Annotated in this window: 14 protein-coding genes and 1 pseudogene; 6 read left to right on the plus strand and 9 right to left on the minus strand. The window is 44.9% G+C overall.

Going from position 1 to position 15644, the window contains the following annotated elements; genetic code table 11:
• Position 1 precedes the first annotated feature (1 nt).
• Positions 2–2458, minus strand: coding sequence for a putative bifunctional diguanylate cyclase/phosphodiesterase (locus ETC05_RS13610; RefSeq protein WP_171661246.1), 2457 nt, complete (start codon positions 2456–2458; stop codon positions 2–4).
• A 345-nt stretch (positions 2459–2803) separates the two neighbouring features.
• On the opposite strand from ETC05_RS13610, the gene ETC05_RS13615 reads away from it, so the two are divergent.
• Both ETC05_RS13615 and mreBH read left to right on the plus strand, forming a co-directional pair.
• Positions 2804–3256: a C40 family peptidase gene (locus ETC05_RS13615; protein ID WP_031405735.1), complete on the plus strand. Its 453-nt coding sequence runs from the start codon at positions 2804–2806 to the stop codon at positions 3254–3256.
• A 337-nt stretch (positions 3257–3593) separates the two neighbouring features.
• Positions 3594–4601 (plus strand): rod-share determining protein MreBH, encoded by a 1008-nt coding sequence (gene mreBH / locus ETC05_RS13620; protein ID WP_171661247.1) that lies wholly within the window; start codon positions 3594–3596, stop codon positions 4599–4601.
• Between the two features lie 252 nt (positions 4602–4853).
• Here mreBH and ETC05_RS13625 read toward each other — a convergent pair whose 3' ends face one another.
• Complete coding sequence (locus tag ETC05_RS13625; RefSeq protein ID WP_171661248.1) at positions 4854–6527, minus strand: L-lactate permease; 1674 nt, start codon at positions 6525–6527, stop codon at positions 4854–4856.
• Positions 6528–7006: 479 nt separating this feature from the next.
• Between ETC05_RS13625 and ETC05_RS13630 the strand changes: the two genes are divergently transcribed.
• Positions 7007–7732, plus strand: a complete 726-nt coding sequence (locus ETC05_RS13630) for a FadR/GntR family transcriptional regulator (RefSeq protein WP_171661249.1) — start codon at positions 7007–7009, stop codon at positions 7730–7732.
• A gap of 234 nt (positions 7733–7966) precedes the next feature.
• Here ETC05_RS13630 and ETC05_RS18230 read toward each other — a convergent pair whose 3' ends face one another.
• From ETC05_RS18230 to ETC05_RS13665, 7 genes and pseudogenes are all read right to left on the minus strand, one after another.
• Positions 7967–8323, minus strand: a complete 357-nt coding sequence (locus ETC05_RS18230; RefSeq protein ID WP_031405744.1) for a DUF4829 domain-containing protein — start codon at positions 8321–8323, stop codon at positions 7967–7969.
• Positions 8324–8413: 90 nt separating this feature from the next.
• Positions 8414–9180: pseudogene (locus ETC05_RS13640) on the minus strand (pre-toxin TG domain-containing protein); the annotation flags it as partial.
• A gap of 222 nt (positions 9181–9402) precedes the next feature.
• A complete protein-coding gene (locus ETC05_RS13645; protein WP_031405746.1) occupies positions 9403–10323 on the minus strand; it encodes an ABC transporter ATP-binding protein in 921 nt (306 codons plus the stop codon).
• Positions 10323–11006, minus strand: coding sequence for an ABC transporter permease (locus ETC05_RS13650; RefSeq protein WP_031405748.1), 684 nt, complete (start codon positions 11004–11006; stop codon positions 10323–10325). Before ETC05_RS13650 ends, ETC05_RS13645 begins: the two co-directional genes overlap by 1 nt.
• Before the next feature lie 149 nt (positions 11007–11155).
• Entirely contained in the window at positions 11156–12475 is a 1320-nt protein-coding gene (locus tag ETC05_RS13655; protein WP_171661250.1) for a hypothetical protein, read from the minus strand.
• Positions 12476–12493: 18 nt separating this feature from the next.
• Positions 12494–13117 (minus strand): ATP-binding cassette domain-containing protein, encoded by a 624-nt coding sequence (locus ETC05_RS13660; RefSeq protein WP_237746866.1) that lies wholly within the window; start codon positions 13115–13117, stop codon positions 12494–12496.
• A gap of 211 nt (positions 13118–13328) precedes the next feature.
• Positions 13329–13532, minus strand: coding sequence for a hypothetical protein (locus tag ETC05_RS13665; protein ID WP_031405755.1), 204 nt, complete (start codon positions 13530–13532; stop codon positions 13329–13331).
• Between the two features lie 194 nt (positions 13533–13726).
• Here ETC05_RS13665 and ETC05_RS13670 point away from each other — a divergent pair, with 194 nt between their 5' ends.
• From ETC05_RS13670 to ETC05_RS13680, 3 genes are read left to right on the plus strand one after another with little or no spacing between them, the layout of a single operon-like run.
• Positions 13727–13891: a hypothetical protein gene (locus tag ETC05_RS13670; protein ID WP_167332993.1), complete on the plus strand. Its 165-nt coding sequence runs from the start codon at positions 13727–13729 to the stop codon at positions 13889–13891.
• Between the two features lie 6 nt (positions 13892–13897).
• Positions 13898–14848: a polyprenyl synthetase family protein gene (locus ETC05_RS13675; RefSeq protein WP_031405770.1), complete on the plus strand. Its 951-nt coding sequence runs from the start codon at positions 13898–13900 to the stop codon at positions 14846–14848.
• A gap of 7 nt (positions 14849–14855) precedes the next feature.
• Positions 14856–15527: a hypothetical protein gene (locus ETC05_RS13680; protein ID WP_216366485.1), complete on the plus strand. Its 672-nt coding sequence runs from the start codon at positions 14856–14858 to the stop codon at positions 15525–15527.
• Positions 15528–15644: the final 117 nt, after the last annotated feature.

Raw genomic sequence — 15644 nt, forward strand, 5'->3', positions numbered from 1 at the left:
GTTACGTCAGCTCCTGCGCCTGCCGCTTCACGCGCTGCTCGTTTAAGAACCGGACGAACTCGCCATACGGAAGCGGCGGGGAAAAATAATAACCTTGCGCCTCGTCGCACCGTTTCCCTTGCAAATAAGCCGCTTCAGTCTCCGTTTCGACCCCTTCGGCCAGCACCTTTACACCTATATTATGCCCGAGGCGGATGATCGCCGGCAAGATGACATCTTTTTTTCCTTGAATATGCTGAACAAACGAACGGTCGATCTTCAGCCGATCGATCGGCAAATCCGTCAAGTAGCTGAGCGAACTGTAGCCTGTGCCAAAATCATCCATGCTGATCGTCACACCAAGCCCTTTCAGTTTCGAGAGAATATCAAGCGCACGTTCCGTATCCATGGTCATCCGCTCCGTAATTTCAAGATCTAAATGGTGCGGCGGCAGCCCGACGTCGGCGAGCAGACGGGCGAGTTTATCCACAAATCGGCGGCTTTCAAATTCATATGGCGATAAGTTGATGGAAACGGACAAGTCAGGAAAACGATCAAGCAGCTGCTTCGTCTGCTCACAAGCCGTGCGGATCACCCACTCGTTGATCGGGATGATCATGCCGGTCTGTTCGGCAACAGGGATAAACAATGACGGCGAAACCATCCCTTTTTCCGGATGGCGCCAGCGAATCAACGCCTCCATGCCGATCACTTGCCGGTCGTGAAGCCGAATTTGCGGCTGATAGTACAATTCAAATTCCTCATTTTCAAGCGCACGCCGCAAGTCGCGTTCCATCGCCATCTTTTCATGGAGGCGAATCGCCATCGGCTCAGTGAAAAAGAGAAAATCGCTCGCCGCTTTTTTTCGCACCTCATAGCGAGCAATATCCGCCTTGCGAATCAACGTTTTTGCATCTTCCCCATCTTTTGGATAGACGCTGATGCCGATGTTCACGGTCACATACAATTCCATCCCATTGACGACAATCGGCTCGTCGGCTGCCTCAATGAGCTGTTTCGCCATTTCTTCAGCCTTTTGATATGTGCTGTTTGGCACCAATGCGATGAACTCATTTCCGCTCCAGCGCCCGACAGTCATACCTGGATTTTCTCTCCATGCGCGCGCCAAATGGAGGAGCACTTCATCCCCGACAGCGTATCCATAAAAATCGTTAATCGTCTTCATCCCACTCACTTCGAAAAATAGGACTGCTGCTTCATAACGATGCTGTTTCGCCTCAGCAAGGCAACGCTCCACCGCTTTATACATCGCCTCCTTGTTCGGCAGCCCGGTCAGCTCGTCATGATTGGCGATATAACGCATCCGCTCTTCGTTTCGTTTTTGTTCCGTCAAATCGCGGACGGCGGCCACCGTCACTTTTTCCCCTTCATAATCGTAGCAGCGGCGGACGATTTCCGCTGGAAATGTCGTGCCATCTTTTCGGAGCAGCTCGATTTCAAAACGCTCCGGCTCCTCATGCGGACGAGTCAGTTTCATGGACCCGTCAACGACTAAATCCTCGATCGGCAAATGAATCAGTTCACTTTCTGAATAGCCGAGCAAACGGCACGCCGCTTCATTGACCTCAACGACTTTCCCGTGCGCATAGACAATCAGCCCTTCCATCGTCATTTCCGCCAGCCGCCGCAGCCGATGCTCGTTGGATGCGAGCGTTTTTTTATAGGCATCCAACGCCTTCCGTTCCATTTGTTGATGCAAAGCAAGCAAATAGGCAGCCGCCGTCGCCAAAAACATGGTCATCATCGCCCACATCGCCTTTTGCCGCCCCCACTGCAAATGTTGCTCATACGTTTTGGCGTCAAAATCAATGCCGACGACTGCATCCACCGTTCCGTCCGGTTGACGAATCGGCATAAACGCGCTGATGCTTCTTCCCCATTCGTCCGTTGTCGGATGCTGTTCCATCGCAAACCGGCCGTGGAATGCCTCTTCAACCTCTGGAAAATGGCGGTGGTAAACTGTTCCAGGCGGAACAGCTTGTTCCTTTTTCCCGTCAATGCGGCCGTTCCGATTGTAGTCAGTCGCTGGCGCTGCAACGAAATATAGCTCATTGTGCTCATTCTTTTTTAACGTATACACACTCAACACACGACCGTAATGTTGCCAACGCTCCAGCATCGCCATCACTATGTGATACGCAGGCAAATGTTCCGCCCTTTCATCGAGCCGTTCGTGCCCCATGGCGGCCAAATCGCCGGCAATCATGCCGGCGATTTGCTTTGTGGCTTCCTCATATTCACGATGTTCTTGTTTTTCAGCATAATGGATAGAGAGCATCCCTGCCCCCAAAAAAAGCAGGGAAACGATGGCAAACGCAGCAGTCAGTCTCGGCGCCACCCGCCATGGGATGTCCTTCCAATGCCGTTTTGCCATCCAATGGCCGTATACATAGACACCGCTGACCGTCAAAAAAAGGCCAAAGATATACAAGATATATTCCAGTTGATTCGACATCATCCATCACCGTCATCGATTCTTCGACGCTTTGCTTTCATTATAAGACGGCCATTCTCCGCTCTGCTTCCCTCCCCCGTTCCTATTTGTTCGACAGCTTACGACATTCATCTGTCAGTCATAGGACTCGGGTATGAGACACCGTTTCCACACTTATGGCCATAAAACCAGATCGACCGAAACGAAAAATATCTATCTATTGGTATAAGCCTTTAGGACGAGGTGCTATATTTGTAACGGCACTGTAACATTATTTAATCCAACTGTAAAAAACAAGTCACATTTCCTCTGCTATACTCTAGTTGAAAGACGTCGAATCGGAAAAGATTTTGTCGGGGGTTAGGGAAAATGAAACAGTGGTGCTCTCTCCTATTTGTATCTATGATCATCCTATTTTCCTCCTTCTTTGTAAGCACTTCCAGTTCAGATGCAGCCGCCGACAAAGCACGGCTCATCATCGAAGCGAAAAAGCTGGTCGGCACTCCTTACCGATATGGCGGCACGACGCCAAAAGGATTTGACTGCTCAGGATTTGTCTACTATACCCATAAAAAAGTTGGCGTCATCTTGCCTCGCACCTCTCGAGAAATGTACAAAAAAGGTACATACGTACAGAAGTCCCAATTGCAACCGGGGGATTTAGTGTTTTTCGACACTTCCAAACGGACGAAAGGCGTCTCCCACGTCGCCATCTATATCGGCAACAACCAAGTGATTCATGCTGTTTCCCGCGGTGTCAAAATCGATAGTTTAAACAGCAGCTATTGGAAAACGAAATATGTCGGAGCCAAGCGTCTATAACGGCTTATCGGAAAAGCTCTCTGTCATATTAAGCGCGCTTAATAGGCAGGGGGTTTTTATTATGCCAAAAAAAGCGGCCCTCCAAAAACTGGAGAGCCTATACTATATTTCATAGGGGATCGGGGGAATACTTGGAAAACGTTACGCTATTATTCCTTTCCCCTTTTTTCATTTTTTATACACGAAAACAAAAAAATTTTTCTTTCCTTCATCAGCTACGCCGCCGATACCCCCCCTCGTGTCTTCCGCCTCACCGTCATAAATACCCGTTTCGTGTCGAATGTTATAGATGATGGGCTGTCTGTTCATCGAACTTGGCAAAAGAGAGGTGTTTTGGTTGTTTGTTTCTTCAGAGCTCGGCATTGACTTAGGCACGATGAATGTCCGGCTGTTTAGCCAAACGAAAGGGCTCATTTTTGACGAACCAGCGGCGGTCGCCTATAACCGCCAAGCGGACAAGCTCATCGCCATTGGCCAACGAGCAAAAACGATGATCGGCAAAGCCCCGGCCCACGTCGAGGTCACCTATCCGTTGCAACATGGCGTGATCGCCGATTTTGAGCGCGCCAAAACGTTGTTGCAGGAAGTGTTTAAACAGTCTAGCAGACAGCTTGGCCTCTCCTTCAAAAAACCGAACGTCGTCATGAGTGTCCCGTTTCACGCCACCTCTGTCGAGCGCCGTTCTTTTTACGAAATCGCCAAACATTGTGGAGCCAAACATATTCACCTGATTGAAGAGCCGGTGGCCGCAGCCATTGGCGCAGACTTGCCGGTCGGTGAACCTGTCGCCAATGTCATCGTCCACTTGGGAGCCGGAAAAACGGAAGCCGCGATTATTTCGTTTGGCGGCGTCGTTGCCTGCCGTTCGCTCCGCATCGGCGGCAATCGGCTCGACGAAGATATCATTCAATATGTTCGCCAGCGCTACAATTTGCTAATCGGCGAACAAACCGCTGAACAAGTGAAAATCGAAATCGGCAGCACTCCCGGGACGTCTTTGACACAAGGAATGACGATTCATGGCCGCGATGTGGTCACCGGATTTCTTAAAGCCATTTCTCTTGATCCCGCCGAAGTGCAGCACGCCCTGAAAGAATCGCTTCTGCAAATCGCCGAAGCCATTCGCGCCGTCCTTGAGGAATGCCCGGCCGAACTGAGCGGTGATATTATCGACCGCGGCATCGTTCTCACCGGGGGCGGGGCCTTGCTTCGCGGCATGGAACAATGGCTTGGCGCCATGCTGCATGTGCCGGTGCATGTGGCGCCCAACCCAGCCGAGGCGGTCGCCATCGGCACCGGCAAAGCGCTGCGGGCGATGCCGAAACAGCTCGGCGCGGCGCTGTAGCGAGCTCCTTTCTCCCAAAAACGAGCGGGCCGCCGCATGATGCAGCTGGACTCTTCCCCATTCATCATGAAAACCGTGTTTCATCGTTCGGCCACATCGCCCACGAGCGCAACGGAAGGCTTCGCCACCATCACGAAAAACCCCGCGTCCATGGCGGGGTTTTTCGTTGATCATCCGACTTGTTGATAGCGGAAAAGGGGCCGGGCTTGGCGCCTCGCTTCCGGGCCAAGCCTCGTCCCCCTTTGTTCCCGTCTACGGAATCATCCACGACAATACCGTCGATTGCAAGTATACAAGAATGCCGATCAAAATGATCAAGAATACGCTATGTTTGACCGTGAAGCGGAACAAGTCGGATTCTTTGCCCGTCAAGCCGACGGCCGCGCAGGCGACGGCGATCGACTGCGGCGAAATCATTTTCCCGACGACGCCGCCGGAGGAGTTGGCCGCCAACGCCAGCACTGGATCCATGCCGATCGATGTCGCCGTCACTTTTTGCAAGTTGCCAAACAATAAGTTCGACGATGTATCGGAGCCGGTGATAAACACGCCAAGCCAGCCCAAAATCGGCGAGAAGAACGGGAAGAACGACCCTGTTTTCGCCAGCGCCATCCCGAGCGTCGTGCTCATGCCCGATGAGTTGGCGATATAGGCAAAGCCGACGACCGAAGCGATGGTGATAATCGGGTATTTCAGCTCATTCAACGTTTCCGCAAACGTCCGCGCCCAGTCTTTCCATGAAATGCCGACAATGAACTTGGTCACGACCGCCGCCAGCAAGATGGCCGTGCCGGCCGCACCAAGCAGCTCAAGCTTATACACCGCCGCAATCGGTTGGCCGCTCGCGTTCAAAATTTGGTTGTTCAACCCCGACACCGGCGGCATAAACGTCAAATGCGAGCCAATCGCATTGACTGCCTTCAGCAACCCGTTCGTTCCTTCATAGTGGCCGGTGAGCGCCGCCTTCACCTGCGGGATGCCCCAAAGCGAAATCAAGGCCGTCAGCACGAGAAACGGCGACCACGCCCGGAACACTTCCCCGCTGCTGTGCGTTGCACGAACCGCTTGCCCGGCAACCGCCACCTCCGACTCCGTCGCAAAGCGGAATGTGCTTTTCGGCTTCCAATAGTTCAAAAAGACAGCCAACGCGACGATCGACACGAGCGAGGACAAAATGTCCGGCAGCTCCGGTCCTAAAAAGTTCGATGACAAGTATTGCGTCAGCGCGAACGAAACGCCGGAGACGATAATGGCTGGCAGCACCTCAACTGTTTTTTTCCATCCCGCCATAATGAGGACGAGATAGAACGGAATGAACACCGATAAAAACGGCAGCTGCCGCCCGACCATTTTCGAAATTTCCATCGCCGGCACGCCTGTCGGCCCTTCCATCGAGATGATCGGAATCCCGACCGCCCCGAACGCCACTGGGGCCGTATTGGCGATCAAACAGATGCCAGCAGCATAGAGCGGGTTGAACCCCAATCCGGCAAGCAACGCTGCCGAAATCGCCACCGGCGCGCCAAACCCGGCCGCCCCTTCCAAAAACGCTCCGAACGAAAAGGCAATGAGCAGCGCCTGCAGACGCCGGTCTTCGGTGAGCGAAATGACCGAGTTGCGAATGATGTCAAAATGGCCGGTCTTCACTGTCAGCTTATATAAAAAGACAGACGTAATGATGATCCAGCCGATCGGGAGCAATCCGTACACCGCACCTTGCGTTACCGACATGACCGCTTTTCCGGCCGGCATCCTGTAAGCGATTACAGCCAATACAACAGCAAGCAGCAACGTCGTCAGCCCCGCAACATGCCCTTTCATCCGTTTGACGGCCAACGCCCAAAAGAAATACAAAATCGGAATGAGTGCGACAATGGCCGATAACCACAACTGGTCGGCAATTGGCGTAAAATCTTGCTTCCACATGCGGTTTTCTCCTCCCCTTTGTGCCCGACTTGGCGGCGTTCACGAACGGTCATCCGTCCCCTTTATCATCTCCTCCAGTCATCAGATGACCGGATAAGAACGCCGTCTGTCTCAAATTATAAAAGCGTTTTCAGCAAAAGACAATAGTTGTTTTTGTATTTTTTTGAACTTTCCATCCATTTTGTTTCCTCTCCATTGAAGTTCCTCCACCGATGTTGACAGAGAACGGGGATGACCATCCTGCTTGTCGATACGGTCGAAGTTTCTTGACGATGTTGACTACAACCCAGCCCGTCGCCTTCACACTTCGCCATGCGCGATGATGGAATGACTGGTTTTCCACGAACCGCTGACGCCCTCGTCTGCCGGCAACAAAAAGCGCTTGTCTCGAGCGATGATGCTGTATCATAATAGACAGTGCAGGAGCTTTCCTTCCTCACAATCGGGAAGCTACTTTAATCGTATTTGAGGTGGATCCATTGGCATTTAAACGGATTAAAACAAAAAAAATTTACGAAGAAGTGGCCGAAGCCATTTTTGATATGATTAAAAACGGAGAGCTAAAACCCGGTGATAAACTCGATTCCGTTCAGCAGCTGGCCGAGCAGTTTCAAGTCGGACGGGCCGCCATTCGCGAGGCGCTCACCGCCTTGAAAGCGATGGGACTGATCGAGCTCAAACAAGGGGAAGGAACGTATGTGCGCGAGTTTGACCCAACGGTGATGACGTTTCCTTTATCGATTGCCGTCCTAATGAACAAGGAAGATATTTGGCATTTACTTGAAGTGCGCAAACTGCTTGAGGCAGGCGCCGCCTCGCTCGCCGCCGCGAAGCGGACGGACCGCGACCTTAAAGCGATGATGGAAGCGCTTCAACAAATGAAAGAAGGGATCGGCAGCGATGAGCTTGGCGAGAAAGCGGATTTGGCCTTCCATATGGCGATTGCGGCGGCGTCGCAAAATCCGATGCTTATGAGCATTATGAACAACGTTTCCGGCATGATCGTCGAAACGATGCGGGAGACGCGCCGCATATGGCTGTTTTCGAAACAAACGACGACCGAAAAACTGCTTGCCGAACACCAAGCCATTTTCGAAGCCATTCGCGACCAAAATCCGGACGCCGCCCGGGCGCGCATGCTGGAGCATCTGACCAATGTCGAAAACGTGCTGCGCCGCTACATTCGCACTCAGCAACCTGACTGAGTGCGTTTGCTGTGAAAATCCCGCCGGCAAGCGGTCATTTTCATCCCCCGATGGAGGGCAGATCGCTGCCCATGGAACTTTTCCATGAAAAAAATCCTTTCTAACGTAGAGTGTTCGTTAGAAAGGATACCATGTCTTTGGCGATGCACAAAGACCAAAATCCTTAACTGATGGCTATGGGCAGCTAATTGCCTTCTACTCGATTTCAAATCTTTGCTCAGAATTTTTTATTTGTCAAGACTCTCTTTCAGGTGTATTTTCATCAGTATCAATTAGCCAAGGACCATCTCGATTTTCCTTAATGAGAATAAATCTTCGATAATTTTTCCCACCTAAAGTGGGGACCAAATTGGGGTCCTGTACCTTAATGTTAAGTTCCCCATAATAGACTTTGATCGCAAAATATTGTTTATAATTCGGGTCAATCGGGCCTGAGTCATTAGAGATATCAACAAGCTTAGTGATGGTAACCTGCTTCATATTTTTAAGGTATTTACTATACTCTGGTTGTCCTTCGAATTTCAATTGGGGACCTAGAAGGTTGGTGAAAAATCGCTGTTTGCCTTGATCGATGATGGAACGCGCGAACATAGCAGCTGATGCAGCAAGCTTTTTCTACTTGAGAAACGGTTCCGGGAAGCGGTTGCGCGAGTAAATCACCGGCCTTCTAGTATTATGTGTTGTCCCCTTCTCAGCCATCTCCCTTTCGATTCGCTTCATCATATGGAAAGCGGCATCTTTGACTTCATTCCTCGTTTCATTCATCCACACTCTAGACGTTGGACCACCCCCCACATACACTGGCTTCCATCCAACGACAGAGACGCTTTCCACGAAATCGTCCCATTGCTTCTTGAACAAACGGGCCGTTTCCGCAAACGGCGCTTTGACGACTTGCCGGTAAATCGTTTCGAAGATCGGCTTTATTTTATCATCGCACACAACATGGTTCACTTTCGAAAGGGCGGAGGCGGCGTCGATCGCCTCGCGCCCTTGATCGCCGCTTTCCCCGCCATGCCGGCCCCTTTAGCGGGAGGGAAGATTGACGCAAACAGCATTCCGCCCGCCAACAAGCGGTCTCCTAAAGAAAGGCGCTCGCCGGTGATCGGATCGTACTCGCCAAACACGCGCTGAACGTCATACCAGCCGAGAAGCTTCAAACCGAATTCTTTCATGTTGTCGGCGAGCGTCTCGTCCGCTTGGCGCATTGCCGCCGCAGTTCGATAGAGCAGTTCTTCCGCTTCGTTGAGCTTTTCTTCATAGCGCCGCAGCCAATGAATCAATTCCTCCCGCAGCGCTTCAATGGCAGGCGTGCTGACACCGGGGAGGTCCATCGCAAGGGAAGAGGGTTCCCATGACAGCGTCGTCCGCGCCCGCTCGCAAGCGTCTTCGGCATCGGGAATGTGCTTCGCGACCACTTCTAACACATCCGGTTTCAACCGAATCATGTGATCACAACTCCCTATCATTCGACGAAGACGGGCGATTTCCCTGCTGATTCCATCGACCAATTCATCGGCCGTCGCCTCAATCCGCGTCTCGATTTGCCTTGCATCGGCATAGACTCACTCATACGCTTCCCGCGCCTCCCCTCGCAGTATGGAATGTATTGATTATGGGAGTGATAAAAGCCGCGAATATAGATGTTGACATTAACTTATTAGCGATGACTAGCGATCCGCAACACGATCAAAGAAAATATCTTCCAATGTCGGTTTTTCTACTCTTACTTCATATATATCAATATTTTGACGCGACAAATAATCAATCAGCTTTGGAATGTCTGACTCCCGCCAAAGATCACAGCATAAATAGTCACCCGATGTTTGCACATTGGAAATAAAATCGCCGACATCACGTTTTAACGAGTGCGCAATAGAATGATGTTCTTTTTTTATTTTTATCAACAACTGAATCGCTCGTTTATGCATCCCTCTTAACTGTTCCATCGTCCCAATTTTCGAAATGACCCCGTCTTCCATAATCGCAATCGTATCGCATATTTTTTCTACTTCAGAAAGATTATGTGATGTTAGAAAAATCGTCATATCATTAGAAGCAAGTTGCTGAATAAGTTGCTGAATTTCGGCAGCCGATTCCGGGTCCAGACCGGAAGTCGGCTCATCGAGAAATACAACTGACGGTGTTCCTATGATCGCCTGGGCAATCCCAAGCTTCTTTTTCATTCCAAATGAGTAACTGCCGACCTTTTTCTTCTCATGCCCTTTCAATCCTACACTATCTAATATAGTCAACGCATCAACCTTTTTTAGTTTCACGTTTTTCAATTTCGCAAAAAATGTTAGATGTTCTAAAGCTGTTAAATCATAATAATAGTTTGCCGCATCAGGCATAACACCGATCATCTTCTTAATCTCGTTCATTTCCTTGTTCGTTTTCCCGCCAATCACAAAACTCCCTTCGCTAGGGAGCGTAATTCCTGTGAGCATATTAATGGTCGTTGTTTTTCCTGCGCCGTTTTTGCCTAAAAAGCCGAAAATTTCGCCCTTTTCTACATCAAAAGTAACCCCTTTAACGACATAATGATCTTTAAATTTCTTTTTTAGGTTATGTACTTGTATCATTTTCATTACAAATCTCTCCTTTTAAATACCGCCAAGGCGATTAGCAGCATAAGCGCCGCGAAACAAGCAGGAACAAAAGTATAATAGCTTCCTTTCATAATGTAGTAATAAGGCAACACATATTTAACAATTTTTAAAACAAATTGCTTAGATGTGATAGACCATATCCCTAACACCGGTATAGCAATCCCTAATAAAATAGCAATGAATGTAGTATGGGATGGCTTTTTTACCACCAATGAAAGTAATATCGTCACACCGATAGCGTAGGCAAGAAAACAGATCATTTTCAGAAAATCAAAAACAAATAGTTGTCCCGCAAACAAAGCAATGACAGTAAATGAACTTAGAACACAGACGAACCAAAACAAAAAAACCCCAAGAAACTTTCCAATTACAATGGCATTTCTTGAAGACTTTGTAACTAAAAAACGGATTGTCTGATTTTCCACTTCCCGATTTATCACATCATGAGATAACGATAAGACAAAGAGAGACCCAAAAAACATCACAAGTGCACGAATGCTGGAGGCATACACGGATTCACCTTGATCTTGTTGCAATAATTCTAAGTTATTGCTGAAAAATTTAGACGAGGCAAAACTCACAATCAGAAAAAACAAAATCACAGCAATCGATTTAAAACTTTTAAATAAGCTTTTAAATTCTTTTTCAATAATGGCTCGCATGAATCATCACCTACTTTGTTCTCTTTTTCGAACTAAGCGCAGAAACGAAAAGTACTGCAACAATAGCGATCAATATAAAATTGTACGGCGATTGGTTGCGATAAATAAAATAGGCAACAACGGCGGCAGCCAATAGAAGATATCTCATGTTACTCCATTCCTTCCCTGTATATTTTGTAATACGTAAAAATACCGAAGACTACCAACGCTAAAATGCTCAGCAATGTTCCCGCGCGCAACAATATAAGCCCTACAAATAGGCTCAAAATGATATACTTTACAGAGGAAAATATTACATATTTCTTCGTCGGAGATTTTTGTGCTTTAAAATAAAGGCTGATACTATACAAAAAAATAGATATTATCATATTGGTGAACATAAGCGAAAGATGGACTTCAAAAAAAATACAGTAGACAACTAATGCAAACCAGCTAAACAAAATATTGAAACATCCTGCCACAAAATCATCGGACATTATCTTCTGCTGATTTGGTACAGGAAAATGATCAACAATGCTGTTGGAACGGAACAATCCTAACATTCTAACCTCATAAAAAAAATAACAACTCATCATAAATACTAAGTAAAAGCTAGAAATTTCGTCATTGGCTCCTTGTACAACATAGCTCCCCCAAGAATATACGATTGATAAAACCGTAATAGTCCAATATTTTAATAATACAGATTGATCCCTTATATATATCTTTATGCTCGTTTTTATGATATTTTGTAACTGCGGATTAAATACTGCTATATAACTCAGTCGGGAGATAACATTGCTCAATCTCCTAATGCCTATAGGAAGATCTGGCTTCTTGACGATTAATAATTTATTAACAAAGACAGGTGCTGCCACCAATGATATAGCAACACTTAATAAGATTATAGAATCATATAGTCTTGTTTGAGAAAAGCAAACCGCATAATAATGGAAATTAAAAAAATATGGCTTCTCATTTTCCGTGAAAAACAAAACAACCAGAAAAATTATCGGGATTAAAAAACGCCAAAAATACCTTCTTTTAACTAAATAGGATATATACTCTATCACTTGAGACACGAATATTAGAGAAAGAATCCGAAAAAAATAAAGGGCCATAAGTAACAATGGAGTTTGAATTATAACTAGGACAATAAAATTTAAAAAATAGAATCTCATTTTATCCCGGTTAAATAGTTTGCATAATCCATTTAAGATAACTATTTTAAATGGGTGTATAGGTGTTTTTTTTAAAAAAACAAATAATGCTTCAATACTTTCTCTTTGATTTCCGTTCATAAATATGGAAATTATGTGTAGAAGGAAAATGGCTAATGGGACTATCTTCAGTACAATATCAACTTGAAACATATGCAGCAAAACAGCCAATACTCCTCCAAAAAGAGCAGCAGTTCCCCAAGATAGCAATTTGTTAACATGCCCTTCTACTAGCTTTGTATAAATCATAAAATATTGTTTAATGAGCATGTTATTCTAGACTCCCTTTTATAAATAATCGTCCTCTTTAATTGTTCTATTAATGATTTGATAGCACCTATCCGATACCGCAATAGCCTCTTGGTATAAATGGCTTGTAAACAAAATAGAGTGACCCCTCTTTTTCTTCTCTAAAAATATCTCCCTAACCGCTTGGACTGACGGTGCATCCAACCCCTCAAAAATCTCGTCACAAACTAACAAAACTGGATCATATAATAAAATACCCATAAGTACAATTTTTTTTCTTGTCCCAAAAGATAAATTTCCGATTAGTTCATCTAAGTAAAGCTTTACAGATAATTTCTCTGATAGATGTTCAATTTTTCTGCTCGTCTCTTTTTCAGATAAAGAAAAAACACCTTTTATAAATGAAAAATACTCATTAGGGGTTAAAAGCTCACAAAAAGAATAGTCATCCGTTGGCACAAATCCACTGTGCCTTCTAATTTGGATTCTTTTCGTTATATCATATCCGTTAATCTTAACTAATCCCGATTCAAAATTTGTGTACCCTAATATGCAATGTAAAAATAAACTTTTTCCTGTTCCGTTCTTTCCGAACAGACAGCATATTTCTCCTCTTGCGATCGCCATATTGCAATCCTTTAAAATAACTTTGTGATTTATCATCTTTGTAAAATCCCTTACATATAATACATTGGAACCCATTGACATATAACTAAAACCTCGTTATAATTTATTTAATGAAAATAGGCTAGAACGCATCTTTTTTATTGTTAATAATGTGTTCTAGACAAATCAGCTCGAATGGCTGCAAAGGGATTTAGAGGGCCCCCTTTGTAGCCATTTTTATTTTTATAGCCACAGGCTACCGTGCTAATTAGAAACCTAATAATTTTGCGATAGCCTCAATAACAGTAGACGATAACCCTGAAAGGTAATCAATAAGCGCACTAAGACCTTGGGCAATTGCATTTACAATCGCGCTACCCGCAACAGCGATAATCGCCTTTTTGATCCAATCGCTGAGCTTAGGCCAATTTCGAATTAAATATTCGGCAATTTTTCTAATTAGAGTTGCCATATTTTCATCCTCCTATCAAGGATGCGTTCTAGCCTACGTTCTACATTTTAAGACAACTTGAAATAACAAACATCCGTATTTTCCACAATTTTGATTACGGAAAATACCTATTTTTAGAGAAAATCATGACAGAAGTTGTAATATAGTGTAAAATTTTGATGAACCATAATCATTTATTGAGGGGGGCTTTGTTTATGAATCAAAATTTATGGGATGTCCTTCAAGAACTTCTTGAGAAAGATGGCATTGGAGCAACGGAACTTGCGCTCGCAAAGGAACGCTTAAGTCCACAAGAATTCTCAGCACTTGCAGCATATCTTCAGGACAGCTCAAAAAAAGAAGGAAATCTTTGGGTGTAAGATTAGATGAACAGGATTGAAAAAAGCACTATCAGAGCTTTTTTGCAAAATCACTTGTTGACTAGCTGTATGCTAGAAAAAGAAATCATTCAATATATTTTTCATCTGCTGCACGGCAAGGGGAAAATATTGAGCACTAATGAAACACATTTTTCCTGGGGGGAATTTTATGCGCAAGTATCCACCTTCCATTTAAAAGACGACACTTGTATACAGTCTATTATTAGTCATGCTGCTGCTATTGAACTTCTCATTCTAGCAACAGACATTTTTGATGAAATTTCCGACCATGACCAAAGTGATCAAGTTGTAAGTCAGTTAACAACTGGGGAAGCAGTTACGATCGCTAACGCGCTTATGATGGAAGCGTTTCGGCTTATTCTTCATAATTCTAAAGAAGATATACAAGAAAAACTTTCGATTATTATTTCTGAACTACAAAATGCTTGCAATGGACAATGGAAAGACTTACATTTTATTATTTCTGAATGTATTCCGACAGAAGAAGACTATTTTTCGATTATTAAACAAAAATCATCCTCATTAGTCAAATTAGTTTGTGAACTCAGTGATATGCCCAATAGACATATATGGGAAACGATCGCAATGGATATCGGTATCGCTGGCCAATTGAAAAATGATGCTCGGGATATTATGTCAGACGACAAAAGCGATCTCACTAATAAAAAAGCGACACTCCCGTTCATTAAAGCCATCGAATATAGCTCTAAAAAAGATAATGGATGGTTAGTAAGGAAGCTTGGCCAGCTAAAAGAAGCTAATAATAATTCTCAATTAATTAAGGAGATTAGAAACTACATTCAAAAAACAGGGGCGATCGACTACTGCTTGATTCTCTCGAAAATTTATATGGATAAGGCGTTTCGTCAAATAGCTACTCATTTTCCCGACAAGCAGATTCAAATAGCCCGCTTAAAAAGATATTTAGAAAGTTAGGGATAGAATGAATAAAAAAGTTCTTCCTTTTAGCCTAATCCTTATTTCCATTTTCGTTATTTGTTATTTTTTACTAAAAATGTACAATGAACATGTTTCGCCGCAACGTTATTTTCCAATATTTATAGGAATGATCTTTTTATTGGCTGGCATTTACAGTTATGTGCAAAAACCTAATTCGATTGTCATTCAGTATTTTTTGGCTCTTATGTTTATTAGTGGAATGGCCCTCGCTCTGTCAATCCCTTCCAGCGAAAATATAAAGCCAGCAAGAGAATTGGAGGTCGTTTTTATTTCATTTGCTCCTTACATCCTTTTAAAATTTTTTGAGCATTTTCCTTCGTCTGCAAAACCGAACTTTTTTCGCCAAGTGCGCATTCTCACGTTATATATGGCCATCTTTATAACGATCAGTTATCTATTCATTGGTATTCATCATCGTGTCATCATTAGCACAATCATTCGTCCATGTATTGTAGCCAATATTATTCTAGCACTGCTAGGTTGCGTAGTCCTATTTTATTTACACCTTCGTTCCAATTCGAATAAGATAAAAAATCAAATATATCTTTTAATTGGCAGCATCATTATATCGTTTGCGCCCGTTGTTATTCTTAACTTGATTCCAAATGCGTTTTTTTCCCTGCCCGGCGCTCCTTTTCATTATAGTGTAAATTAGCACATTATTTCAGAATCCCTTTTTCAAATTATTTCGGACGGATTCGGAAATAATGTGCAAAATCTTTGCGAATTATTCCAGGTTTTGCAGATTATTTCCGAACATTTGCACATTATT

This window comes from Geobacillus sp. BMUD, from assembly GCF_013096845.1.
In the GTDB taxonomy this organism is placed as follows: Bacteria; Bacillota; Bacilli; order Bacillales; family Anoxybacillaceae; genus Geobacillus; species Geobacillus vulcani.